Raw genomic sequence first — 21,577 nt, 5'->3', positions numbered from 1 at the left:
GCGAGGCCGCTTGCTGGTGCCCGGGCTGTGCGACGGGAGGCGGGCCGGCATGCGGGACATGGGACCGGGACAGCGGGCGATGGAGACGCCGCGGGCCGCCGGGCTGGCTGGAGTGGTGTTCGCCGTGCTGCTGGCGGCGGCGATCGTGCTGGTCAGGCTGGCCATGCCCGAAGGCGCTGAGGCGGCCACCGCGCGGGCGACCACCCCCGGGAAGCGGGACGCGGTGCAGTGGGCGCTCGACCTGGTCCCGTTCGCCGGGATCTTCTTCCTGTGGTTCCTCGGCGCCGTACGGGCCCATGTGGGCGAGGTGGAGGACAGGTTCCTCGCCACGGTCCTGCTCGGCAGCGGGCTGGTCTTCACCGCCACGATGTTCGGCGGCGCCGCGGCCGCCGCCGCCGTCCTGCAGATCGGCCGGTCCTCCGGGGGCGCCACCGGCCAGGCCGCCTGGGACTTCGGCCGCGACCTCGCGTACTCGCTGCTGACCGGGTACGCGATGCGGATGGCGGCCGTCTTCGTGTCCTCCCTGTCGGTGATCGGGCACCGGCTCGGCGCCCTGCCGCGGTGGCTCATGGTCCTCGGCGTCCTCACCGCCCTGACGCTGCTCTTCGTCTCGTCGAACGTCCCCTGGGCGGAACTGGCCTTCCCGGTCTGGTCGCTGGTGCTGAGCCTGTACATCGTCGCCGGCCGGCGCGGCGGGTCCCGGACCCGCCCGGCCACGTGAGACGGGGCGTCCCGCCGCGCGGGGCCGCTCACCCGAACGGCCCGCCCGGCGCGCGGGGCGCCCGCGCGGCTCTCATGCTGGCCAGCGGGACATGACCGCCGTCCGGGGATGCCCGCCCTGGGCGGGTGGTGAGCACCGGACCTGGCCACCGGAAGGGCGGAGCGTCGATGCGGCTCGTCGTCGATCTCAACAAGTGCCAGGGATACGCGCAGTGCGCGTTCCTCGCACCCGATGTCTTCACCATGCACGGCGAGGAGTCGCTGGTCTACGACCCCCGGGCGCACGAGGACCAGCGCGAACGGCTGGCCCGGGCGGTGGCCGCGTGCCCGGTCCAGGCGATCACTGCCGACGGACTGGACGGCCCGGCCGCCGGTGCGCCCGGATCCGCCGGGGAGGCCTCCGATGGCCGCTGACCACGTGGACTGGCTCCGGCGCGAGGGCCGGATCGTGATCGTCGGCGCCTCGCTGGCCGGGCTCCGGGCAGCCGAGACGCTGCGCGCCGAGGGGTTCACCGGTTCGCTCACGATGATCGGTGACGAGCCGTACGAGCCCTACGACCGGCCGCCGCTGTCCAAGGCCGTGCTGCTGGGCAAGGCGTCCCCGCACCGCACCGAGCTGCCCCACCGCCGGGAGGTCGACGCCAAGTGGCGGCTCGGCGTGGCGGCGACGGGCCTCGACCTGTCCGCCAAGCGGGTGCGGCTCGCCGACGGGGACGAGGTGGAGTACGACCGGCTGCTGATCGCGACCGGGGTGCGGGCCCGGCCCTGGTTCAAGGAGGAGGAGGGCCGCCTGGACGGCGTCTTCCTGCTGCGCACCCGCGACGACGCGGCCCGGCTGTTGCAGCGGCTGAGGTCGGCGCGCCGGGTGTTCATCATCGGCGCCGGGTTCGCCGGGTGCGAAGTCGCCTCGGCGTGCCGGGAGATGGGGCTCGCCGTCACGCTGGCGGAGCGGGCCGGAGCCCCGCTGGTGGGTGCGCTCGGCGGGGTGATCGGCGCCGTCGCCGCCGAGCTGCAGACCGAGAACGGCGTGGACCTGCGCACCGGTGTCACGGTCACCGCGCTGGAGGGCGACCCGGCCGGCCGGGTGCGCGCCGTCCACCTGTCCGACGGGAGCCAGGTCGAGTCGGACGTCGTGGTGGTCTCGCTCGGTTCGCTGCGCAACACCGAGTGGCTGACCGGGTCGGGACTCGGCGCGGGACCGCGGGGCATCGCCTGCGACGCCGGCTGCCGGGCCTTCGACTTCCGGGGCATCGTCACCGACGACGTGTTCGTCGCGGGTGACGTCGCACGCTCGCCGCACGCGCTGTTCGGCTACCAGTTCCTCTCGCTGGAGCACTGGGGCAACGCCGTCGCCCAGGCGGAGACCGCCGCGCACAACATGATCTGCCGGGGCGCCGACCGGCGCCCGCACCTGTGGATGCCGGCCTTCTGGTCCTCGCAGTTCAGGGTGAACATCAAATCCGTCGGCGTGCCGCCCATGGGCGACCAGATCATGATCACGCAGGGGTCGCTGGCCGAGCGCCGGTTCGTCGGCGTCTACGGCCACAAGGGCCGGGTGGTCGCCGCCGTCAGCTTCGACAACACCCGCTGGCTGGAGTTCTACCAGCGGCAGATCGAGCGGGGCGCGCCGTTCCCGGTGGAGTACCCGACGGTGGACCGGCGCCCCGAGGGCCGCCAGCCCCTCGACGCCGACTTCCCCGACCCGTCCCTGCCGACCCACGGCCCCACCGTGACCCTGAGCGGCTACTCACCGGCCGACCAGCAGCTGGTGTTCACCCCGGCCCACCACTGAACGCCGCCGTGGCCCCGACGCCCCAAGGACTCGTCATGACGCAGGCCTCACTGTTCCGCCGCATCACCGACTTCGCCAACCGCGCCGACCCCTATCCGCTGTACGAGGAGCTCCGCCGGACTCCGGTGCTGCACGAGGAGGAGGACGGCCCTTACGTCATCAGTTCGTACTGGGACATCGAGAGCCTGCTGCACGATCCGCGGATCAGCTCCGACGCCGCCAACCTGGCCGCCGCCGGGGACGAACTGGCCGAGGCGCAGAGCACCGGGCTCCCCCCGTCCTTCCTCAGGCTCGACCCGCCGGAGCACGACCGGCTGCGGCGGATCGCCAACAGCGCCTTCGGGCCGCCCCACAAGCCGCACCGGATCGACTCCATGCGCGGCGAGCTGCACGACATCGTCGGCTCGCTGATCGACGGCTTCGGCGAGGCACGCGAGATCGACCTGGTGGACCAGTTCGCCTACCCGTTCCCGGTCACGGTCATCTGCCGGCTGCTGGGCGTGCCCCGCGAGGACGAGCCGCGCTTCCGCTCCTGGGTCGACCCGCTGGTGGCCAGCCTGGACCCGGAGACGCGCGAGAGCGCGGACGAGGAGTTCGTGAAGAAGGCGCAGGAGGCGCGGATGCAGCTCGGCATGTATCTGGCCGGGCTGGTCGAGCAGCGCACCAAGGACCCGCAGGACGACATGCTGTCGGACCTCGCGGACAGCCGCGGCCCGGAAGGCGCCATGACGATGATGGAGGTGATGAGCACCGCGGTGCTGCTGCTGATCGCCGGTCACGAGACGACGGTCAACCTCATCACCAACGGCATGCTCACCCTGCTGCGCCACCCGGACGTGCTGCGGCGGCTGCGGGAGGACCCGGGCCTCGCACCCCGGGTCGTGGAGGAGCTGCTGCGGTACGAGCCGCCGGTGCAGATCGTGCCCCAGCGCACCTGTATCGCCGACATCGAGGTGCGCGGCGTGACCATCCCCAAGGGTTCGCGGATCTGGCTGATGCTCGCCGCCGGCAACCGGGACCCGGAGCGGTTCAAGGACCCCGAGCGGTTCGACCCGGACCGCGGCGACATCCAGCATCTCGGTTTCGGCAGCGGCATCCACAGCTGCTTCGGCGCTCCGCTGGCCCGTCTGGAGGCGCAGATCGCGCTGTCCGAACTGGCCCGGCGGCTGGACGGCCCCCGTCTGGTCGAGGACCCGCCGCCCTACCGGCAGAACGCGGTGCTGCGCGGCCCGCGCCATCTGCGGATCGCCTTCGACGACCGGCGCTGACCCGCGGGCCGCGCAGGTCAGCGGGCGAGCCGCCTCACCCGGACCAGACCCAGCCAGGTCTCGGGTCCCGGCTGGGCGTAGGCGGCGGCGACCGCGTACGGGCCCGGCGCCAGCGGGACACGCAGGTGTCCGGCGCGGTCCGCCGTCCCGCCCGGCCGGGCGGCGTCGAAGAGCACCACCGGGCCCGGCACCTGCCAGCGGACCTCGGGCCCCCACGCGGCAGTGCCGAGCGCGGCGGGAACGTGGGCGAGCAGTTCGCGCTCGGAGTGCGCTGCGGACCAGCGCACGAAGACGCCCTCGTCGGGCAGGTAGGCGGTGGCCGCCGGTTCGTCGCCGAGGACGAGGGCCGCGCTGTCGCCCACCGGGAGCAGGCCGGCGTATCCGTCCACCTCGCACGCGCGGTCGTAGTCGGTGGCGAACTCCTCGCTGTCGGCGCCCGCCCAGAACGGCAGGACCGTCTCCGGCACGGCTATCAGGGGCCCTCCGCCCGACTCCACCCACTGCAGTGCGCCCGGATCCGCGTATCGAGACATGGGCAGAACCTACACGCACGGCGATCACCCGGCGGGGTCAGCAGCCGCATTCGCCTGCGACCGGTGCGGTCAGCGGGTCGGGATCGCGCCGGGCTTCGCCCCGCCAGGTCCCGTAGGCGAGGCCCTCCCGCGCCCAGTACTCGAAGCCGCCGAGCAACTCCTTGACGCGGTAACCGAGTTCGGCGAGCGCGAGGGCGGCGCGGGTGGCGCCGTTGCAGCCGGGGCCCCAGCAGTACGTCACCACGGGCACGGCCTTGTCCAGGAGCCGCTCGGCCTGCTCGGGGATGAGCGCGGTGGGCAGGTGGACGGCGCCGGGGATGTGCCCCTGGTCCCACGACTCGGTGGAGCGGGAGTCGACCAGGACGAAGCCGGGGTCGCCGCCGGCCGCGAGTGCGGCGGCGACGTCGGAGACGTCGGCGTGGAAGGCCAGCGAGGCCCGGAAGTAGGCGGCGGCCACGGCCGGGTCGGCGGGGGCGACGCGCAGGACGGGGTTCACGGTGTCGTCGATCATGACGGGAAATCTATGGCCGCCGGCCCGCCCGGCGAAGGGGCGATCCCCTGGGCTGCGCTTGATCGGCCGCTGTTTTCCCTGCTATCCATCCCGCATGACCGTGTATTCCCCGGACGCCACCGACTGGCGCATCCTGGACGTCCTGCAGCGCGACGGCCGGGCCAGCTACGCCGAGCTGGCGCGGGCCGTCTCGATGTCGCCGAGCGCCGTCACCGAGCGGGTGCGCCGGCTGGAGGAGGCCGGCGTGATCCGGGGGTACGCGGCGGTCGTCGACCCCGAGCGGCTCGGACTGCCGATCCTCGCCTTCGTCCGGCTGCGCTACCCGCACGGCAACTACAAGCCGTTCCACGACCTGGTGGCGGCGACGCCGGAGATCCTGGAGGCCCATCACGTGACCGGTGACGACTGCTTCGTCATCAAGGTCGCCGCGCGCTCGATGCCGCACCTGGAGGAGATCTCCGGGAGGATCGGCGGGCTGGGCTCGGTGACCACGAGCGTGGTGTACTCCTCGCCGCTCCCCCGGCGTCCGCTCGGCCGCTGACCGGTCAGCCCCCGCGCTGCCGCAGCGAGGACCCCGATCTGCCCTTCACCACCTCGAGCTGGGCGTGGACACGGCGGCGCAGGTCGGCGACGTGACTGACGATGCCGACGCTGCGGTCGCGCTCGCGCAGCGTGTCCAGGACGTCCAGGACCTCGTCGAGGGTCTGGTCGTCCAGGCTGCCGAAGCCCTCGTCGATGAAGAGGGTGTCCAGGCGGACGCCGCCCGCCTCGTCGGTGACGACGTCGGCGAGGCCGAGGGCCAGGGCGAGGGAGGCGAAGAAGGTCTCACCGCCGGACAGGGTCGCGGTGTCCCGCTCGCGGCCGGTCCACGCGTCGACGACGTGCAGGCCGAGGCCGCTGCGGCCGCGCCCCGTGCGGTCGTCGGAGTGGACGAGCGTGTAGCGGCCCGAGGACATGCGGTGCAGGCGGACGGTCGCGGCGGCGGCGACCTGTTCGAGACGGGCCGCGAGCACGTACGACTCCAGCCGCATCCGGCGCTCGTTGTCGGCGGAGGTGCCGGCGGTGAGGGCGGCCAGGCGCGCCACCCGGTCGTACTCCTCGCGCAGGGGCCCGAGCCGGCGCACCGACTCGGCGGCCCGGGCGGAGAGCCGGTCCAGTTCGCTGCTGCGGCGGGCCGCGGCGTCCCGTGCGGAGGCCGCCTCGCGCAGCCGCCGTGCCGCCTCGGCCGCCGTCCGCTCGGCGGCGTCCGGGTCGGCGGGGGGCTGCTGGGCTGCGGCAGCGGTGCCGGACTCCGCGAGCACCGCGCGTACCGCGGCTTCCTCGTGCTGCCAGGCGTCGAGGCGGTGCTGGAGCTCGCGGTGGGCCGCGTCGTCGAGGAGGGCGGCGGCCGCGGCCCGCGGGGTGTCGAAACCGGCGCGGTAGGCGGCGTCGGCGAGGCGGGCGTCGGCGTCCTTGAGCCGCTGGGCGGCGTCCTCGGCGGCGCGGGCGGCGTCGGCGGCCTCGGTGAGCCGGGCCGCCTGCCGCTCCAGCTCGGCGGCCCGGGCGGCCACGCTGGACGCGGATCCGCGCGCCTGGGTCAACTCCTCCTCCAGGGCCGCCTGTTCGCGCTCCAGGTTTTCGCGCCGGGTCAGGCGTGCGGCGGTGCGCACGGCGGCGCGCTGGCGCTCGTCCAGGCGCCGCTCGCGCTCCTGCTCCGCCCGGCGCAGCTCCTCGTGGGCGGCGTGCAGGCCGGAGGCGTCCCGGCGGGCCTCCGCGTGCTCCCGCTCCAGGACGTCGGCCTCGGCCGCCAGCCGCTCCACGGGCGTGTCGCCGGCCTCGGCGGTGGCGGCGGCCAGCGCCTCGCGGACGGCGCCGAGGCTCCGCTCGTCCTCGGCCTGCCGCTCCTCGGCCCGCCGGCAGTCGGTGAGGGCGCGCTCCTCCGTCTCGCGGTCGACGTGCCCGGCGACCTTGCGGGCGGGCGCGGGGTGCTCGGTGGCTCCGCAGACGGCGCAGGGCTCGCCGTCGGCGAGCTGGGCCGCGAGTTCGGCGGCGATGCCGTTGAGCCGCTGCTCCTTGAGGTCGAGCCAGCGGGCACGGGCCTCCACGGCCCGCTGCCCCGAGGCCAGCGCCCGGTCCCGGGCCCGCTCCAGGTCGGCGGCGAGTTCGTCCCGTCTGCGGGCCGCGGCGAGGCGCCGCTGCGCGGGTTCGCGCCGGACGGCGAGCTGTTCGGCGCGGGTGGCCGCCTCCTGGGCGTGCTCGATGCGGGACCGCAGGGCCGCGCGGGTGGCGTCCCAGTCGGCGAGCCAGGCGTCGGCCTCGCGCAGCACGTCTTCGTCGGCGCGCTCCTGCTGGTCGAGCGCGGCCCGCTCCTCGGCGGCCTCGGTGAGCCGGCGTTCGGCGCGCCGGGCCGACTCCAGGCCGCCGAGTTCCCCGGTGGCCCGGCGGGCGGCGGCCGCAAGGCCCGCGGGGCCGTCGCCGGCGTGGGCGCCGGGCAGGTCGACGCGTGCGCGCGCCTCGGCCCTCGCGGCCTCGCGGTGCTCGTCCTCGGCCGCGTCCCGCAGGTCCAGCGCGGGCGCCACCGTCTCAGCCTTGCGGGCCCGCGCCATCCGCTCCTGCGCCTCGCGGTACGCGTCCGCTCCCTGCTGCAGCCGCTCCGCCCGCTCGCGGGCCTCGGCGAACCGGCTCTGCAGCCGGGCGAGTTCACGCGCCTCGTCCAGGGCCTGCCGGGCCGCGTCGTGCGCGGACTCGGCGGTGGCGAGGCGGCACCGGGCGACGGTGAGGTGCTCGCGCGCGGTGCTGCGGGCGACGGCGGCGGCGCCGAGCACGGCCTCGGCGAGACCCGGCTCCCCGGGGCTCAGCTCGGGCAGCTCCATGGCGCCGCCCGCCTCCTGCTGCATGCGGTGGGCGTCGGCGAGCAGCGCGGCGTCGCCTTCGCGCACCCGGGCCTCGCTCGCGCGCCGGCGTTCCGCGAGCCGTTTCTCCACGTCGGCGAAGCGCTGGGTGTCGAAGAGGCGTCCGAGCAGCCGGCCCCGGGCCTCGGCGTCGGCGCGCAGGAAGCGTGCGAAGTCGCCCTGGGGCAGCAGGACCACCTGGCAGAACTGCTCGCGGCTCATGCCGAGGAGCTGGGTGACCTCCTCGCCGATCTCCTGGTGGGAGCGGCTGAGGTCCTTCCAGGCGCCGGCCGGGGCGTCGTACTCGCGCAGCCAGGTCTGCGCCTTGTCGACGGTCGTGCCGGTGCCGCGCAGCTTGCGCCGCTCCCACGGCGGCTGCCGGGTGATCTCCAGCCGCCGTCCGGCGACGGTGAGTTCGAGCCGGATCTCCGTGCGCGTGCCCGGTTCGGCGTGGTCGCTGCGCAGGTTCATGCCCTGGCCGGTCTGCCGGACGCCGGGCACGGTGCCGTAGAGGGCGTAGCAGACGGCGTCCAGGACGGAGGTCTTGCCCGCGCCGGTGGGGCCGTGCAGCAGGAAGAGCCCGGCGGTGGAGAGCGCGTCGAAGTCGACGCTCTGGGAGCCGCCGAAGGGGCCGAAGGCGGTGATGTCGAGCCGGTGCAGCCTCACCGGGCCACCTCCCGCAGGGTGTCGTGGGCGCGCACCGCGTCGAAGGCGTCGCGGAGCACGGCCGCCTCCCGCTCGTCGGGGCCGGCGCCGCGCACATGGGCGACGAAGTCCTCGGCGATCTCCTGGTCGCCGCGGCCGGCCAGCCGCCGGGCGTACGAGACCCGCGGGTCGTCGGGTTCCCGGTCCGGGGCGAAGACCAGGCTGAGGGTGTGCGGGAAGCGCTCGGCGAGGCGGGCCATGGGGTCGGCGGGGCGGACCGGGTCGGTGAGGGTGGCCTCGATCCAGGCGTCCTCGTGGCGGGCGAGAGCGGGGTCGGCGAGCAGCTCCTCCAGGGTGCCCCGGAGGCGGGCCAGCGGGCGCGGGACCGGGCAGTCGAGGCGCTCGGCGGTGACGGAGCCGTCGGCGGCCAGGTCGACGAGCCACATGCTCTTGCGGTGGCCGGCCTCGGAGAAGGAGTAGGCGAGCGGGGAGCCCGAGTAGCGCACCCGCTCGGTGAGGGTCTGGCAGCCGTGCAGGTGCCCGAGCGCCACGTAGTCCACGCCGTCGAAGACCCCGGCCGGCACGGCGGCCACCCCGCCGACGGTGATGTCCCGTTCACTGTCGCTGGCCTGGCCGCCGGTGACGAAGGCGTGGGCGAGGACGACGGAACGGGTGCCCCGGGCGCGGCCGGCGAGGTCGGCGCGGACCCGCTCCATGGCGGCGGCCAGCACGGCCTCGTGGCCCGCCTTCTGCACCGCGAACTCCTCCTTCACCAGGGCGGGTTCGAGGTAGGGCAGACCGTAGAAGGCGACGTCGCCGTGGGCGTCCCGCAGCACCACCGGGGTGCCGACGGCGGACGGCTCGGTGCGCAGGTGGATGCCCGCGCGGTCGATCAGGCCGGCGCCGACGCCGAGGCGGCGGGCCGAGTCGTGGTTGCCGGAGATCATCACCGTGGGCACCCCGAGCTCCGCGAGGCGGTGCAGGGCGTCGTCGAAGAGCTCGACCGCGGCGAGCGGGGGCACCGCGCGGTCGTACACGTCACCGGACACGACCACCGCGTCCACCGCGTGCTCACGCACGGTGGCGACGAGGTGACCGATGAACCCGGCCTGGGCGCCGAGCATGTTCACCCGGTGGAAGGCCCGGCCCAGGTGCCAGTCGGACGTGTGCAGCAGTCTCATGATCCCCGAGACTAACGGCCGGGTCTGACATCACGGGCGGTTACTCCCGTATCAGCCCGTCACGACCCGCCCCGCATGCGGGCGTTATATCCGATTGAGGCTGAACTTCCGTTATGGGGGCGGTGAACGTCACGCGTCCCCGTAGGCCTCCCCGCCCAGTTCGAGGACGGCCGTGCCCGCCGTCGCGTCGGCCAGCCAGCCGCGGAACGCGTCGACGTCGGCGTCCGGCAGACCGATCTCGATGGTGACGGCCTCGCCGTAGCGGACGTCCCGGACCTCGCGTCCGGTGGCGCGCAGGTCGTTCTGGACCTTGCCGGCGCGCTGGTGGTCGACGGTGACTGTGGCGAGCCGGAACCGGCGCCGGGTGATCGTGCCGAGCGCGTCCAGGGCCTCGCCGACGGAGCCGCCGTAGGCCCGGATGAGACCGCCGGCGCCCAGCTTGACGCCGCCGTAGTAGCGGGTGACCACGGCGACCACGTACCGCATGTCGCGGCGCAGCAGCATCTGCAGCATCGGGACGCCGGCCGTGCCGCCGGGTTCGCCGTCGTCGCTCGCCTTCTGGACGGCCGCGTCGGCGCCGATGACGTACGCCCAGCAGTTGTGCGTGGCGTCGGCGTGCTCCTTGCGGACGGCCGCGAGGAACTCCTGGGCCTCCCGCTCGGTGGCCGCCGGGGCGAGGGCGCACAGGAAGCGGGAGCGGTTGACCTCGGTCTCGTGCACGCCCGCGCGGGCGACTGTGCGGTACTCGTCCTGCATCCCGCCAGCCTATGCGAGCACCGGTCCGTCCCCGTTCGCGGTCGGCGCCGGGCTACCGCCTCCGCTCCTTCTTCCCGCGCGGCACGGTGAACGACGTCAGCAGGGCCGCGCCGGGGACGAGGGCCGGCCAGCCGGTGCCGCGCCAGGCCAGCACGGCGAGCGCGGAGGTCGGGAACTTGGCGCGCACCCGGTCGAGGGCGTCGTCGAGGCCGTCCCCGGCCAGGTCCAGGACCAGTTCCTCCAGCCCCGGGTTGTGCCCGACCAGCAGCAGGGTCTCCACCTCGCGCGGCGTCTCGCGCACGGCCTCCATCAGGTCCGGCACGGCGGCCCCGTACAGCCGCGGGTCGTAGCGGACCGGGGGCGGGGTGCCCCACTGGGCGGAGGCCAGCTCCCAGGTGCGGCGGGCGCGCACGGCGGTGGAGCACAGGGCGAGGTCGGGCAGGCAGTCGGCCTCGGCGAGCGCACGGCCGGCGGCCGGGGCGTCCCGCAGCCCGCGCGGCGCCAGCGGACGGCGGTGGTCCGCGACGCCCTCCGGCCAGGCGGACTTGGCGTGCCGCAGCACGACCAGCCGCCGCAGCGGGCCCGCGCCCGCCCGCTCGATCACCCGAGGCTCCCGAGGTCGCGCGGCAGGTCGAGGGCGAGCAGGCGGTCGGCGTACGCGTAGGTCTCGAAACGCGCCCCGTCCGGGATGTCCCGGGCGCCCTCCACGTCGCGCAGCACGCCGAGCACGCCGGGCAGGTCGAGATCGTCCTCCCAGGCGGCCCGCAGGCGTGTCCGCACCTCCTCGGGCACCGGCCGCGAGGGCTGCCGCGCCCACCCGGCCACGGCCCGCCGCCACCGGGCGAGGGTCCGCGCCGCCTCGTCCAGCCGTCCGGCATCCAGCGACGCGGGGGTGCCGCGCGGGACGGAGAGGAAGGCCAGGCGGAGTGCTCCGGGGTCGGCGTCGGCGGCGAGGAGGGCGCGCAGCGGGGCGTCGGCGGCGGGGGCGCCGGGCGGCGCCGCAGCGGCCGGCCCGGGCGGCTCACCGTTCCAGGTCGCCGGAGCGACGGCCACCACCGTGCCCGCGCCCGGCGCCGCGTCCCGCTCCCCCGTCACATGGAGCACCTGGGCCTCCCCCAGGCCCGAGGCGAGGTCGCGGCCGTCCTCGAAGGGGCGGACGGACAGCGCGGTGGCGGCCGCGCGGAGTTCGGCGAGCCGGTGGGGCGCGGTGAGGATGGTCCAGACGGGGGTGCCGCCGAGCTCCAGGGCGCGGACGAGGACATCGGCGGTGAGCAGGACCCGCAGGGCCGTCAGGTCCAGGCCGGAGGCGTAGGCCTCGATCCGGGTCAGGCCGCGGCGGGCGGGCGCGGCGGAGACGGGCTCACCGGTTCGGGCGTCGAGGATGCGCAGCACGGCCCGAGCGTAGGCGCGGCGGCGGCCGTACGCGGGCACCTTGCGCCGATTCCGGTCACCGTGGCGGGGAACCGGGGAGGGAATCAGCACCCGGCGGGTGCTGTTGCCCCGACGACAGTTCCCCGCAGCCCGAGGAGGCGGCCGTGTACGGCGACGAAGCGACGATCCGCAGGATCCTGACCGAGCGGGGAGACACCTGGGCCGTGGTCGGCCTGTCCGCGAACCAGCGGCGGGCCGCCTACGGGGTGGCGCAGGTGCTGCAGCGGTTCGGCAAGCGGATCGTGCCGGTGCACCCGAAGGCGGAGACGGTGCACGGCGAGCCGGGTTACGCCTCCCTCGCGGACATCCCCTTCGAGGTCGACGTCGTGGACGTGTTCGTCAACAGCGAGCTGGCCGGCGCCGTCGCCGACGAGGCGGTGAAGAAGGGCGCGAAGGCGGTGTGGTTCCAGCTCGGCGTCGTCGACGAGGACGCCCTGGAGCGGGTCCGGGCCGCGGGGCTGGACATGGTGATGGACCGCTGCCCGGCGATCGAAATTCCCCGCCTGCATTGAGCTGTCTCACCTTCTTCTCACAATTCACCGCTGAATATTGACATTCCACCTGGGCCTTGACCTGCGTGAAGACTGACGCCAAGACAGTCAAGATCCCGGGTCAAGTTTTCGGAAACAGTCTTTTGCGATGGCGGTGCTCGTTCCTAGCCTGTGGCCTCCTTGCTCGTATTTCCACGTTCACGATCTGAGAGGCCACCAGACATGGTGAAAGTCGACCATGCCGTGCCACAGGCCACGACGGAGTCCGGCGGTCTGCGCCGGGACGTCGGGCTGATCGGACTGATGTGGGCCTCGGTGGGCTCCATCATCGGCTCCGGCTGGCTGTACGGAGCCGAGAAGGCGGTGGTCGTGGCCGGCCCCGCGGCGATCGTCTCGTGGGTGATCGGCGCGGTCGCCATCGTCCTGCTGGCGCTCGTGCACGCCGAACTCGGCGGCATGTTCCCGGTCGCCGGCGGCACCGCCCGCTACCCGCACTACGCCTTCGGCGGCCTGGCCGGCATGTCGTTCGGCTGGTTCGCCTGGCTGCAGGCGGCGACCGTGGCCCCGATCGAGGTCGAGGCCATGATCGGTTACGCCGGTCACTGGGGCTGGGCGCAGGGCCTGCAGCACGCCGACGGCACGCTGACGACCGGCGGTCTCGTCACCGCCGTCGTCCTCATGGCCGCCTTCGTCGGCGTCAACTTCTTCGGCGTCCGGGCCCTGGCCCACACCAACAGCGCCGCGACCTGGTGGAAGATCGCCGTGCCGCTCGGCGCGATCTTCATCATCGCCGTGGGCAACTTCCACCCCGGCAACTTCACCTCGGAGGGCTTCGCGCCCTTCGGCGCCAAGGGCGTGCTCGGCGCGATCAGCTCCAGCGGCATCATCTTCGCGCTGCTCGGCTTCGAGCAGGCCATCCAGCTCGCGGGCGAGAGCCGCAACCCCAAGCGCGACCTGCCGCGGGCGACCCTCGGCTCGGTCGCGATCGGCGCCGTCATCTACATCCTGCTGCAGGTCGTGTTCATCGGCGCGCTGCCGCACTTCTCGTTCGCGCACGGCTGGGCCAAGCTGGACTTCGCCGGCATCAGCGGCCCGTGGGCGGGTCTGGCGACCCTGGTGGGCCTGGGCTGGCTGGGCTGGGTGCTCTACGTCGACGCCATCATCTCCCCCGGCGGCACCGGCCTGATCTACACGACCGCCACCTCGCGCGTCTCCTACGGCCTGGCCAAGAACGGCTACGCGCCGAAGGCGTTCGCGAAGACCGACGCGCGCGGCGTGCCGTGGTTCGGCCTCATCATGTCCTTCGTGACCGGCGTGGTCTGCTTCCTGCCGTTCCCGAGCTGGCAGGAGCTGGTCGGTTTCATCACCTCGGCGAGCGTGCTGATGTACGCGGGCGCGCCCCTGGCCTACGGCGTCTTCGCCGACCGGCTCCCGCACCACGAGCGCCCCTACCGGCTGCCCTTCGGCAAGGTGATCTCGCCGCTGTCGTTCGTGGTCGCCAACCTCATCATCTACTGGGCCGGCTGGGACACCCTGTGGCGGCTGGGCTTCGCGATCCTGCTCGGCTACGTGCTGCTCGGCTCCTACGCCTGGTACGCCATCCGCAAGAACCTGCCCGACGCGCCCCGGCTGGACTTCAAGGCCGCGCAGTGGCTGCCCGGCTACCTGCTGGGCCTGGGCGTGATCTCCTGGCTGGGCGGCTTCGGCGGCCGCGGCTACATCGGCCTGTGGTGGGACATCCTGGTCGTCACGGCCTTCTCGCTGGGCGTCTACTACTGGGCCAAGGCCACCGCGTCGAAGCCCGAGGCGATCGAGCGCAGCATCGAGGAGGTCGTGGTCACGGACGCCCCGGCGCACTGACCCGCTCCCCGACGCCGGTGTCCCGCCGGCCGCGGCGCCCCCGCCGTGGCTGACGGGACACCGTCATAATGCGGAGGTGACAGACCCCTCCCCCCATCTCAACTCCGCGCCTGAGGACGGCCGTACGGAACAACGTACGGTCGTCGTCGTGGGCGCCGGGCCCGCCGGGCTCACCGTCGCCGCCCTGCTGCGGGCCGCCTCCGTCGACTGCGTGGTCCTGGAGACCGAGAGCAGACGGTTCGTCGAGACCCGGCCCCGGGCCGGCTTCCTGGAGGAGTGGGCGGTCCGCGAACTCCAGCGGCGGGGCCTCGCGGAACGCCTGCTGGAGCGCGCCGAGTCGCACGACGCCTGCGAGTTCCGCTTCGACGGCGAGCGGTTCCGCTTCCCGTACGGCGAACTGACGGGCCGACACCACTACGTGTACCCGCAGCCGCTGCTGGTGACGGACCTGGTGCGGGAGTACGCCGACGTGCGCGGCGGCGACATCCGCTTCGGGGTGCGCGACGTACGGCTGCACGACCTGGACTCGGACCGTCCCGCGGTCTCGTACCGGTGCCCGCGGACGGGCGAGCGGCTGGTGCTGCGCTGCGACTTCGTCGCCGGCTGCGACGGTGCGCGCGGGGTGACGCGGGACGCGATACCCCCGGAGCGGATCCGGATCGCCCGGCAGGACGACGGTATCGGCTGGCTGGCGCTGCTCGCCGAGACCCCGCCCTCCTCCGACTGCGTCGTGTTCGGCGTCCATCAGCGCGGTTTCGCCGGGCACATGCCCCGCAGTCCCGAGGTCACCCGTTACTACCTGCAGTGCCCGCCCGGCGACGATCCGGAGAACTGGCCGCACGACCGGGTCTGGGCCGAGCTGCGGACCCGGCTCGGCGCGGCCGGGGCGCCCCCGCTGACCGAGGGGCGGCTGATCGAGAAGCGGGTCCTGGACATGCACCACTACGTCGTCGAACCCCTGCGTCACGGACGGCTGTTGCTGGCCGGTGACGCCGGTCATCTCACGGCCCCGATCGCGGCGAAGGGCATGAACCTGGCCCTGCACGACGCGTTCCTGCTCGGCGACGCCCTCGCCGCACAGGTCACCCGGGGCGACGACAGCGGCCTGGCGGGTTACTCGGCCGCGGCACTGCGCAGGGTGTGGGACTACCAGGAGTTCTCGCAGTGGCTGTCGGACGTCTACCACGGGGTGGCGTCCGGCGATCCGTTCCGGGCCGGCACCACACTGGCCCGGCTGCGCCGGCTGTTCGGCTCACCCGCCGCCGCGGCGGCCTTCGCCGAGCAGTACCTGGGCTCGGCCGCCGCGTTCTGAGCGCGCGAGAGGGGCGTGGGCCCGCGTCCGTCGCGGGCCCGCCGCCCTCCCGGTGTCAGGCGATGCCGAGTCCTTCGACGACCTCCGCGCCGGGCAGTTCGGCCAGCGCCTTGCCCGGCAGCAGCAGCTTGCCGTGCCGGCTCCCGCTGCCCACCAGGACGTACGGCAGGTCGGCCACGGCCGCGTCGACCAGGACCGGCCAGCCCGCGGGCAGCCCGACCGGGGTGATACCGCCGTACTCCATGCCGGTCTCGCCGGTCGCGGTGTCCATCGAGGCGAAGGAGGCCTTGCGGGCGCCGAGCCGGCGGCGCACCGCGCCGTTGACGTCGACCCGGGTGGTGGAGAGCACCAGGCACGCGGCGAGGGTGGTCTCACCGCCCCGCTTGCCCGCGACCACCACGCAGTTCGCCGACCGCTCCAGCAGGTCGCGCCCATAGTGCTCCACGAAGACGGCGGTGTCGGCCCAGCGCGGGTCGGTGTCCACCCAGACGATCCGGTCGGCGGGGACGCTGCCCCGCCAGTGGCGCACGGCGTCGGCGACCGGCGCCGTGAGCCGGTCCAGGCAGTCCGGGGCGGGAACGGCGGTCTCGAAGTCTCCGATGGGTGCGCGCATGGCCGCACGCTAACAAGACGCCCCGGGCCGGTGTACCGGCGTCTCAGTGAACGGGCGGCACCGAGACGGCCATCATCATCTCCATCGGCACCTCGCCCCGGTTGCCGTACAGATGCGGCACGTTGGCCTCGAAGGAGGCGCTCGCGCCGGCCGGGACGCGGTACTCCTCGCCGTCCACGGTGAGCGTGAGCTCGCCCGCGGTGACGTGGACCAGTTCCACGGTTCCGGCGGGGTGCGGCTCGGAGGGGCTGTTCTCGCCCGGCATCAGCCGCCAGTCCCAGATCTCCAGCGGCCCGGGCGCCTCGGTCCCGGCGAGCAGCCGGTTGTAGCTGCCGGCCTCGGTGTGCCACAGCCGTACGGCGCGCTCGGCGGGGACGATGCGGACCTTCGGGCCCCGCTCGTAGTCGAGGAGGGTGGTGACGCTCACCCCGAGCGCGTCGCCGATCTTGACCACGGTGCCGATGCTCGGGTTGGTGCGGGCCTGCTCGATCTGGATGAGCATGCCGCGGCTCACTCCGGCCCGGGCGGCGAGGACGTCCAGCGTGAAGCCGCGCACGGCGCGCCAGTGCCGCACGTTGCGCGCCAGGGACTGGGTCAGGAGTTCGAGGTCCGACACGATCCGTCCAATGTCCGGGGTTCAGCAAACTGTACTGAGCAGTATCTCCCGGCGACCCGCCCCGTCAGCCCTCGGCCTCCAGCCGCGCCAGCTCCGCGACCCCTTCCTCGTCCAGCTCGGCGAGTGCGCTGAGCTGCTGCGGGGTGATCCCCTGCGGGGGCGGCACCGGCGCCGGGGTGCGCAGCGGCGGCTGCCAGCCGTCGTCGGGCGTCCAGCGCCGTACGACCCGGGCGGGCGCGCCCGCCACCACGGCGTGGTCGGGCACCGTGCCGCGCACCACCGCGCCGGCGGCCACCACCACGTTCCGGCCGATCCGGGCGCCGGGCAGGATGACCGCGCCGGTGCCGATCCAGCAGCCCGGGCCGATCTCCACCGGCTCCATGCGCGGCCACTGCCTGCCGATGGGCTCGTGCGGGTCGTCGTAGGAGTGGTTGGTGGAGGTGACGTACACGTACGGCCCGAAGTAGCAGTCGCTGCCGATGGTGACCGTCGTGTCGGCGATGACGTGGCTGCCGCGGCCGAGGACGACGCCGTCGCCGATGCGCAGGATCGGGTCGGGACCGAGGTCGAGGTCCGGCATCAGGCCGGCGGTCAGCGTGACCTGCTCGGCGATGATGCAGTGCGAGCCGATGTGGATCCAGGGTTCGCCGAAGACGGTGCCGAGCGGGAAGGCCAGCCTGGTGACCGGACCGAGCGAGCCGAAGCGGAACCTCCCGGGGTGCTCCGCGCTGACGGACCCCGCGCGCTGCGCCCACGCCCAGACCGCGTGGACGGCGCGCTGGGCGAGGCCCCGCCGCCGGGATGAGAACGTGTTCTTGCGCTTCGGCACGGGCTCACGTTACTCAGCGGGGCCCCCGGGCGAGGGCGTGGGCCGCTGTGATCTTTGCCCCAGTCCTGACGTACCGTGCGCAGTACTACGGCGGACGAGGAGACGGTGATGACGCACAAGGCGCTGATCGTGGGCATCGCAGGGAAGGAACCGCAGGTCGACGCGGAGGCGTTCGTGGCGCCCACGGCCTCGGTGATCGGGGACGTCACGCTGAGCGCCGGCGCCAGTGTCTGGTACGGCGCCGTGGTGCGCGGGGACGTCGAGCGGATCACCGTGGGCGCCGACGCGAACGTGCAGGACAACGTCACGCTGCACGCCGACCCCGGCTTCCCGGTGACCGTCGGGGAGCGGGTCTCCATCGGGCACAACGCGGTGGTGCACGGGGCGACCGTGGAGGACGACTGCCTGGTCGGGATGGGGGCGACGGTGCTGAACGGGGCGGTGATCGGAGCGGGCTCGCTGGTCGCGGCCCAGGCGCTGGTCCCGCAGGGGATGGTCGTGCCGCCGGGGTCGCTGGTGGCGGGGGTGCCCGCCAAGGTGCGGCGGGAGCTGTCCGAGGAGGAACGGCAGGGGGTCACCCTCAACGGCACGCTGTACGCGGAGCTGGCGAAGACCCATCGCGGGGTCCACGAGTAGGTCCCGGGCGGCTCAGTCCCCGGCGGGCACCGGTTCCGGCTCCGGTGCCTCCGCCTGGGCCTTCTTGGCGCGGCGCTTGACGACCAGCATCGACGCCAGTCCGATCAGGACCGCCGCGGCCAGGCCCAGGTAGGAGAAGCGCTTCAGCCAGTCCTCGGCGACGACGCCGACGTAGTAGATGACGGCGGTGGTGCCGCCGGCCCAGCAGATGCCGCCGAGGACGTTGGCGATCAGGAACTTCCAGTACGGCATGTGGAGCACGCCCGCGAGCGGTCCGGCGAAGATGCGCAGCAGGGCGACGAAGCGGCCGAAGAACACCGCCCACATGCCCCACTTCTCGAAGGACCGCTCGGCGGTGGCGACATGCCCCTCGCCGAAGTGCCGCGGGAACTTCCGCCCCAGCCAGGCCAGCAGCGGGCGCCCGCCCTTGCGGCCGATCGCGTAGCCGATGGAGTCGCCGATGACCGCGCCGGCCGTCGCGCAGGCGCCGAGCACCACCGGGTCGACGCCGGTGTGCTGGGAGGACATCAGCGCCGCCGAGACCAGGACGATCTCGCCCGGCAGCGGGATGCCCAGGCTCTCCAGGCCGATCACGAGGGCCACCACGGCGTAGACGGCGGCCGCGGGCACCGTGTCGAGCCATTCCTGGACGTGCACCGCCGGTTCCTCCCGAGTCGCTGTCCCTGTCCACAGACGGAGCGTGGCTTGCGCAGCGCGCCCCATGGGAAGGCTACCTGGTCGGCGGTGAACGGCGGCCCGCGCGCCCGGGCCGCACGGCACCACCGCGCCCTCGCCCCGTCGCTTCCCGGCCACCCCGGTGTCACGCGGGAGGGAAAGGCTCCCCCAGGTTCCGCCGGTCCGCCTCCCCCCTGGCCCCGTGCCGCTCCCCGCCGGGCCCGATGCGGAAGGACGTCGTCCCCGTGTCCTCACCGTCCCCGCTCCCGCCGCTCTCCCCGCCCACCTGTCCGCCGCCGCGCCCGCCGGGGCGGCGCGCCTCCCGGCCGGCCGCCCGGCTCGCCCTGTGCCTGTCCCCCGTGCTGCTCGCCGGGTACTGGGCGCTGGCCAACCGGCCGGTGGCGGCCGAGGGCGCCGCCCGGCTGGCCGCGGCCGACCCCGGCTGGCTGCTGGCCGGGGCCGGTCTCACCTGTCTCACCTGGGTGGCGGCCGCCTGCGTACGGCAGGGCGCGCTGCCGGACCGGTTGCCGCCGGGGCTCCTGCTGGCCTCGCAGTTCGCCGCCGGCGCGGCGAACCACGTGCTGCCCGGCGGCCTCGGCGCGCATGCCGTCACCCTGCGCTTCCTACGCGCCCGGGGCGTGCCGCTGGACCGGGCGACCGCGTCGATCGGCCTGTACTCACTGGCCCGGTCCGTGGCGAGGACGCTGGTGCTGCTGGCCTTCCTGGCGGCCTGCCCGGCCCGCCGCCGGCTCGGCGAGCTGGTACCGGACGGACCGGTGCCGGTGCCCGCCGCCGCGGCCGCCGGCGGCGCGCTCGCCGTCGCCGGGGTGCTGCTGACGGTCGTGCGGCCGGTGCGCCGGCCGGTGACGGGCCTGGTGCGCACCGCCCTCGCCGATGTGCGGGCGGTGCACGCCCGGCCCTGCCGGGTGCTCGCCCTGTGGGGCGGGTCGGCGGCGATGCCGCTGGCCCAGGCGGGCACGCTGGTCTGCGTCGGGACCTCGCTGGGCCTGGGGCTGCCCTGGGAGCAGGTGGCGCTCGCCCATCTCGCGGCGGGCACCGCCGTGGGGGCCGTGCCGGCGCCGGGGGGTCTGGCCGTGGACGCGGCCGTGGTCTGGACGCTGGTGTCGTTCGGCGCCGTGCCGGCGGTGGCCGCGGCGGCCGTGATCGGTCACCGGGTGCTGAACGACTGGCTGCCGCTCCTGCCGGGCGCCCTGACGCTGTCGGCGCTGATCCGCGCGAAGGCGCTGTGAACCTGGCACCGGCACGTCGCCAGCAGGGCGGTCCCGGACGGTTCCCCGACGCCGGCGCCCGCCCGGACTCCGGTGGCCCAGCGCCCTTCGGGGCACGACCCGCTGGAGAGGTCGCCCAGTCTGCCGTAGGCGATCCGGACCCCCTGCCCGCCCGCCGGGGCGGTGCGCCGGCCGTCGGCCGGGGCGGCGCCCCCTGGCGCCTTCGGGAGCGCGGGGCGGGGCCGGGCCCCGGGGGCGGCCGGGCCCGCCGGGCGGCCGGCGGGGGCGCCCAGCGTGGCCGCGGGATGCGGGACACCGTTGTCGCCGGGCCGGTCCATGGCCATGAGGCCGGTGGCGAGCAGCCCCAGCGAGGCGAGGCCGACGACGGCCGCGAGGGTGGTGCGGCGTCCGCCGTCCGGCACGGTGCCGGGCCGGCCCGCGGTCGCCGCCGCGTGCCGCGCCGGCGCCCCGGGCTCCACACGGGCGGCCCGCCCGGGACGGGAGTCGAGGTAGCGCCGGGCGCCCCAGCCGAGCACGCTCTCGGCGATCAGGGCGCCGGCGTCGGCCTCGACCCGGCCGAGCTGCTCGGCGGCGTGCCGGCAGTGGGAGCAGGCGGCGAGATGCCGTCGCTCGTCCGGGACCGGGGCACCGCTCCCGCCCCCGCGATTGTCCGGCGGAGAGAGACGGAAAAGGCATTCCACGGAGGGCGCGAGTTCGCGGTGCGAGCCCAGGAAAGCCGCCCGGAATTCCGCCCGCGCCCGCCGCAGGGCGACCTCGGCGGCGGCCGTGTCCACACCCAGCAGACCAGCGGGTATGTTTATGGATTCCGCCTCGACCTCGGTATGCCACAGAAGGCATTGGGAAGCCACGGGAAGGGCATGGAAAGCGCGTTCGGCGAGTCGCCGTCCGCCGGACGCGCGGAGCACCGCCGCGCGCAGACCGCGGCCGCCGGCGGGCTTGCGCAGTTCCGGCAGGACCAGGCACGCCGCTTCGTCGGCGGCCCAGTCGCGGACGGTGTCCCGGACCGCCGTCAGCAGTCGCGGGCGCAGGGCGCCGCCGGCCGCCGCGCTCACCGGCCGGCCGAGGACCTGCTGGAAGGCGGCGGAGGTCACCAGTCGCGCCGACGGGCCCGCGCCCGCCAGGCAGACGACGGCGTAGTCGAAGGCGGCCGGCCAGTGCCGCTCCAGCAGCAGGGCGACGGCGTCGTGACGGCCGGCCGGTGGGCCGCCCAGCCGGACGGCGAGGGTGTGGTCGGACTCCCCGGACGGGGTGCCGGAGCGGGACGGGAGGGGCGGGTGTGGGGGGTGGGGGGACGGCACGGAACCCATTCCTTTCCAGCCGCGGGACGGCGGCCTACGGATTGGCGTCCTGTCGGAAAGCGGAAAGCGGCACCGCGTCGGTGCGTGGCGGGAGGGCCCGGCCGCACATCCGGAACCGGCCTTCCGCCCTCACGGGAGGGCTCACCTTGGCACAATCGCATCACAGGAAACAAGGCGTTCGAATGGGCTCCGCGGCAACACGGCGGAAATGAAGAATAGTTACCGGCGGTATCCACAGACATGGGCGAAGCCTGGGGCGCAACGGCGCTCAACTTCCGCATACTGGCGGC

Annotated in this window: 22 protein-coding genes; 10 read left to right on the top strand and 12 right to left on the bottom strand. The window is 74.7% G+C overall.

Annotated elements, in window-relative coordinates; genetic code table 11:
- The first annotated feature begins 49 nt into the window (after positions 1-49).
- The 4 genes from ACZ7JA_RS17950 to ACZ7JA_RS17935 all read left to right on the top strand — a co-directional run bounded on the left by ACZ7JA_RS17950 (position 50) and on the right by ACZ7JA_RS17935 (position 3,780).
- Positions 50-721: a hypothetical protein gene (locus ACZ7JA_RS17950; RefSeq protein ID WP_351668698.1), complete on the top strand. Its 672-nt coding sequence runs from the start codon at positions 50-52 to the stop codon at positions 719-721.
- 167 nt (positions 722-888) lie between these two features.
- The gene (locus tag ACZ7JA_RS17945) at positions 889-1,134 is read left to right on the top strand and encodes a ferredoxin (protein WP_351668700.1); all 246 of its coding nucleotides are present in this window, start codon (positions 889-891) and stop codon (positions 1,132-1,134) included.
- Positions 1,124-2,512: an NAD(P)/FAD-dependent oxidoreductase gene (locus ACZ7JA_RS17940; RefSeq protein ID WP_351668702.1), complete on the top strand. Its 1,389-nt coding sequence runs from the start codon at positions 1,124-1,126 to the stop codon at positions 2,510-2,512. Before ACZ7JA_RS17945 ends, ACZ7JA_RS17940 begins: the two co-directional genes overlap by 11 nt.
- A gap of 35 nt (positions 2,513-2,547) precedes the next feature.
- Entirely contained in the window at positions 2,548-3,780 is a 1,233-nt protein-coding gene (locus ACZ7JA_RS17935) for a cytochrome P450 (protein WP_351668704.1), read from the top strand.
- Between the two features lie 17 nt (positions 3,781-3,797).
- Here the strand turns inward: ACZ7JA_RS17935 and ACZ7JA_RS17930 are convergent, their stop codons facing one another.
- Positions 3,798-4,313 (bottom strand): immunity 21 family protein, encoded by a 516-nt coding sequence (locus tag ACZ7JA_RS17930; RefSeq protein ID WP_351668706.1) that lies wholly within the window; start codon positions 4,311-4,313, stop codon positions 3,798-3,800.
- 37 nt (positions 4,314-4,350) lie between these two features.
- Complete coding sequence (locus ACZ7JA_RS17925) at positions 4,351-4,824, bottom strand: rhodanese-like domain-containing protein (RefSeq protein ID WP_470809104.1); 474 nt, start codon at positions 4,822-4,824, stop codon at positions 4,351-4,353.
- A gap of 94 nt (positions 4,825-4,918) precedes the next feature.
- Here ACZ7JA_RS17925 and ACZ7JA_RS17920 point away from each other — a divergent pair, with 94 nt between their 5' ends.
- Complete coding sequence (locus ACZ7JA_RS17920; RefSeq protein WP_351668710.1) at positions 4,919-5,365, top strand: Lrp/AsnC family transcriptional regulator; 447 nt, start codon at positions 4,919-4,921, stop codon at positions 5,363-5,365.
- 4 nt (positions 5,366-5,369) lie between these two features.
- Here the strand turns inward: ACZ7JA_RS17920 and ACZ7JA_RS17915 are convergent, their stop codons facing one another.
- The 5 genes from ACZ7JA_RS17915 to ACZ7JA_RS17895 form a co-directional block, all read right to left on the bottom strand.
- Positions 5,370-8,360, bottom strand: coding sequence for an AAA family ATPase (locus ACZ7JA_RS17915; protein WP_470809101.1), 2,991 nt, complete (start codon positions 8,358-8,360; stop codon positions 5,370-5,372).
- Positions 8,357-9,520 (bottom strand): exonuclease SbcCD subunit D, encoded by a 1,164-nt coding sequence (locus ACZ7JA_RS17910; RefSeq protein ID WP_351668714.1) that lies wholly within the window; start codon positions 9,518-9,520, stop codon positions 8,357-8,359. Before ACZ7JA_RS17910 ends, ACZ7JA_RS17915 begins: the two co-directional genes overlap by 4 nt.
- 129 nt (positions 9,521-9,649) lie before the next feature.
- Positions 9,650-10,276: a YigZ family protein gene (locus ACZ7JA_RS17905; RefSeq protein ID WP_351668716.1), complete on the bottom strand. Its 627-nt coding sequence runs from the start codon at positions 10,274-10,276 to the stop codon at positions 9,650-9,652.
- 52 nt (positions 10,277-10,328) lie between these two features.
- The gene (locus ACZ7JA_RS17900; protein ID WP_351668718.1) at positions 10,329-10,880 is read right to left on the bottom strand and encodes a SixA phosphatase family protein; all 552 of its coding nucleotides are present in this window, start codon (positions 10,878-10,880) and stop codon (positions 10,329-10,331) included.
- Positions 10,877-11,668 (bottom strand): hypothetical protein, encoded by a 792-nt coding sequence (locus ACZ7JA_RS17895; protein ID WP_389296737.1) that lies wholly within the window; start codon positions 11,666-11,668, stop codon positions 10,877-10,879. Before ACZ7JA_RS17895 ends, ACZ7JA_RS17900 begins: the two co-directional genes overlap by 4 nt.
- A gap of 143 nt (positions 11,669-11,811) precedes the next feature.
- Between ACZ7JA_RS17895 and ACZ7JA_RS17890 the strand changes: the two genes are divergently transcribed.
- From ACZ7JA_RS17890 to ACZ7JA_RS17880, 3 genes are all read left to right on the top strand, one after another.
- Complete coding sequence (locus ACZ7JA_RS17890) at positions 11,812-12,219, top strand: CoA-binding protein (RefSeq protein WP_351668722.1); 408 nt, start codon at positions 11,812-11,814, stop codon at positions 12,217-12,219.
- Positions 12,220-12,420: 201 nt separating this feature from the next.
- The gene (locus tag ACZ7JA_RS17885; RefSeq protein ID WP_351668724.1) at positions 12,421-14,058 is read left to right on the top strand and encodes an APC family permease; all 1,638 of its coding nucleotides are present in this window, start codon (positions 12,421-12,423) and stop codon (positions 14,056-14,058) included.
- Between the two features lie 76 nt (positions 14,059-14,134).
- Positions 14,135-15,370, top strand: coding sequence for a 4-hydroxybenzoate 3-monooxygenase (locus tag ACZ7JA_RS17880; protein ID WP_470809097.1), 1,236 nt, complete (start codon positions 14,135-14,137; stop codon positions 15,368-15,370).
- Positions 15,371-15,425: 55 nt separating this feature from the next.
- On the opposite strand, the gene ACZ7JA_RS17875 is transcribed toward ACZ7JA_RS17880, so the two are convergent.
- The 3 genes from ACZ7JA_RS17875 to ACZ7JA_RS17865 all read right to left on the bottom strand — a co-directional run bounded on the left by ACZ7JA_RS17875 (position 15,426) and on the right by ACZ7JA_RS17865 (position 17,428).
- Positions 15,426-15,983, bottom strand: coding sequence for a YbaK/EbsC family protein (locus ACZ7JA_RS17875; RefSeq protein ID WP_470809095.1), 558 nt, complete (start codon positions 15,981-15,983; stop codon positions 15,426-15,428).
- 43 nt (positions 15,984-16,026) lie between these two features.
- Entirely contained in the window at positions 16,027-16,599 is a 573-nt protein-coding gene (locus tag ACZ7JA_RS17870; protein ID WP_351668730.1) for a helix-turn-helix domain-containing protein, read from the bottom strand.
- 64 nt (positions 16,600-16,663) lie between these two features.
- Complete coding sequence (locus ACZ7JA_RS17865; protein WP_351668732.1) at positions 16,664-17,428, bottom strand: acyltransferase; 765 nt, start codon at positions 17,426-17,428, stop codon at positions 16,664-16,666.
- 108 nt (positions 17,429-17,536) lie between these two features.
- Here ACZ7JA_RS17865 and ACZ7JA_RS17860 point away from each other — a divergent pair, with 108 nt between their 5' ends.
- Positions 17,537-18,064, top strand: coding sequence for a gamma carbonic anhydrase family protein (locus ACZ7JA_RS17860; RefSeq protein WP_351668734.1), 528 nt, complete (start codon positions 17,537-17,539; stop codon positions 18,062-18,064).
- Between the two features lie 12 nt (positions 18,065-18,076).
- On the opposite strand, the gene ACZ7JA_RS17855 is transcribed toward ACZ7JA_RS17860, so the two are convergent.
- Positions 18,077-18,721 (bottom strand): DedA family protein, encoded by a 645-nt coding sequence (locus ACZ7JA_RS17855; RefSeq protein ID WP_389296730.1) that lies wholly within the window; start codon positions 18,719-18,721, stop codon positions 18,077-18,079.
- A 242-nt stretch (positions 18,722-18,963) separates the two neighbouring features.
- On the opposite strand from ACZ7JA_RS17855, the gene ACZ7JA_RS17850 reads away from it, so the two are divergent.
- Positions 18,964-19,989 (top strand): lysylphosphatidylglycerol synthase transmembrane domain-containing protein, encoded by a 1,026-nt coding sequence (locus ACZ7JA_RS17850; protein ID WP_404032802.1) that lies wholly within the window; start codon positions 18,964-18,966, stop codon positions 19,987-19,989.
- Here the strand turns inward: ACZ7JA_RS17850 and ACZ7JA_RS17845 are convergent.
- On the bottom strand, positions 19,908-21,287 hold the full coding sequence (locus ACZ7JA_RS17845; protein ID WP_470809091.1) for a hydrolase: 1,380 nt from the start codon (positions 21,285-21,287) through the stop codon (positions 19,908-19,910). The two genes, ACZ7JA_RS17850 and ACZ7JA_RS17845, sit on opposite strands and share 82 nt — an antisense overlap.
- Positions 21,288-21,577: the final 290 nt, after the last annotated feature.

The sequence above is a fragment of the Streptomyces sp. NPDC038135 genome, assembly GCF_055601245.1.
This window is presented reverse-complemented; position numbering and strand designations above follow the sequence as displayed.

Excerpts from the sequence above, each read along its gene's own strand:
- ACZ7JA_RS17925 (WP_470809104.1), bottom strand. The coding sequence starts at position 4,824 with ATGATCGACGACACCGTGAACCCCGTCCTGCGCGTCGCCCCCGCCGAC.
- ACZ7JA_RS17940 (WP_351668702.1), top strand. The coding sequence starts at position 1,124 with ATGGCCGCTGACCACGTGGACTGGCTCCGGCGCGAGGGCCGGATCGTG.
- ACZ7JA_RS17935 (WP_351668704.1), top strand. The coding sequence starts at position 2,548 with ATGACGCAGGCCTCACTGTTCCGCCGCATCACCGACTTCGCCAACCGC.
- ACZ7JA_RS17905 (WP_351668716.1), bottom strand. The coding sequence starts at position 10,276 with ATGCAGGACGAGTACCGCACAGTCGCCCGCGCGGGCGTGCACGAGACC.
- ACZ7JA_RS17945 (WP_351668700.1), top strand. The coding sequence starts at position 889 with ATGCGGCTCGTCGTCGATCTCAACAAGTGCCAGGGATACGCGCAGTGC.
- ACZ7JA_RS17930 (WP_351668706.1), bottom strand. The coding sequence starts at position 4,313 with ATGTCTCGATACGCGGATCCGGGCGCACTGCAGTGGGTGGAGTCGGGC.
- ACZ7JA_RS17910 (WP_351668714.1), bottom strand. The coding sequence starts at position 9,520 with ATGAGACTGCTGCACACGTCCGACTGGCACCTGGGCCGGGCCTTCCAC.
- ACZ7JA_RS17860 (WP_351668734.1), top strand. The coding sequence starts at position 17,537 with ATGACGCACAAGGCGCTGATCGTGGGCATCGCAGGGAAGGAACCGCAG.
- ACZ7JA_RS17950 (WP_351668698.1), top strand. The coding sequence starts at position 50 with ATGCGGGACATGGGACCGGGACAGCGGGCGATGGAGACGCCGCGGGCC.
- ACZ7JA_RS17875 (WP_470809095.1), bottom strand. The coding sequence starts at position 15,983 with ATGCGCGCACCCATCGGAGACTTCGAGACCGCCGTTCCCGCCCCGGAC.
- ACZ7JA_RS17920 (WP_351668710.1), top strand. The coding sequence starts at position 4,919 with ATGACCGTGTATTCCCCGGACGCCACCGACTGGCGCATCCTGGACGTC.
- ACZ7JA_RS17850 (WP_404032802.1), top strand. The coding sequence starts at position 18,964 with ATGCGGAAGGACGTCGTCCCCGTGTCCTCACCGTCCCCGCTCCCGCCG.
- ACZ7JA_RS17885 (WP_351668724.1), top strand. The coding sequence starts at position 12,421 with ATGGTGAAAGTCGACCATGCCGTGCCACAGGCCACGACGGAGTCCGGC.